We start from the raw sequence: 347 nt of genomic DNA on the forward strand, positions 1-347 counted from the left end.
TCGACCTGAAGGCGGGTATTCATCTCGAGGAAGTAGAAGTTGCGGTCGCCATCGACGATAAATTCGACGGTACCGGCCGAATGGTAGCCGACCGCTTTCGAAAGAGCGACCGCCTGCGCGCCCATGGCAGCGCGTGTCGCCTGGTCGAGAAAAGGCGACGGTGCTTCCTCGATGACCTTCTGGTTGCGGCGCTGGATGGAGCATTCGCGCTCGCCCAGATGGATGACTGTGCCGTGCCTGTCACCCAACACCTGGATCTCGATGTGGCGCGGCTCGGTGACGAATTTCTCGATGAAGATGCGGTCGTCGCCGAAGGAGGCCTTGGCCTCGCCCTTGGAGGCGCGGAA

1 pseudogene is annotated in these 347 nt (G+C 61.7%); it reads right to left on the reverse strand.

Annotated elements, in window-relative coordinates:
- A pseudogene (locus GRZ55_RS23190) lies at positions 1 to 347 on the reverse strand (acetyl/propionyl-CoA carboxylase subunit alpha); the annotation flags it as partial.

Source organism: Chelativorans sp. ZYF759, assembly GCF_012911015.1.
In the GTDB taxonomy this organism is placed as follows: Bacteria; Pseudomonadota; Alphaproteobacteria; order Rhizobiales; family Rhizobiaceae; genus ZYF759.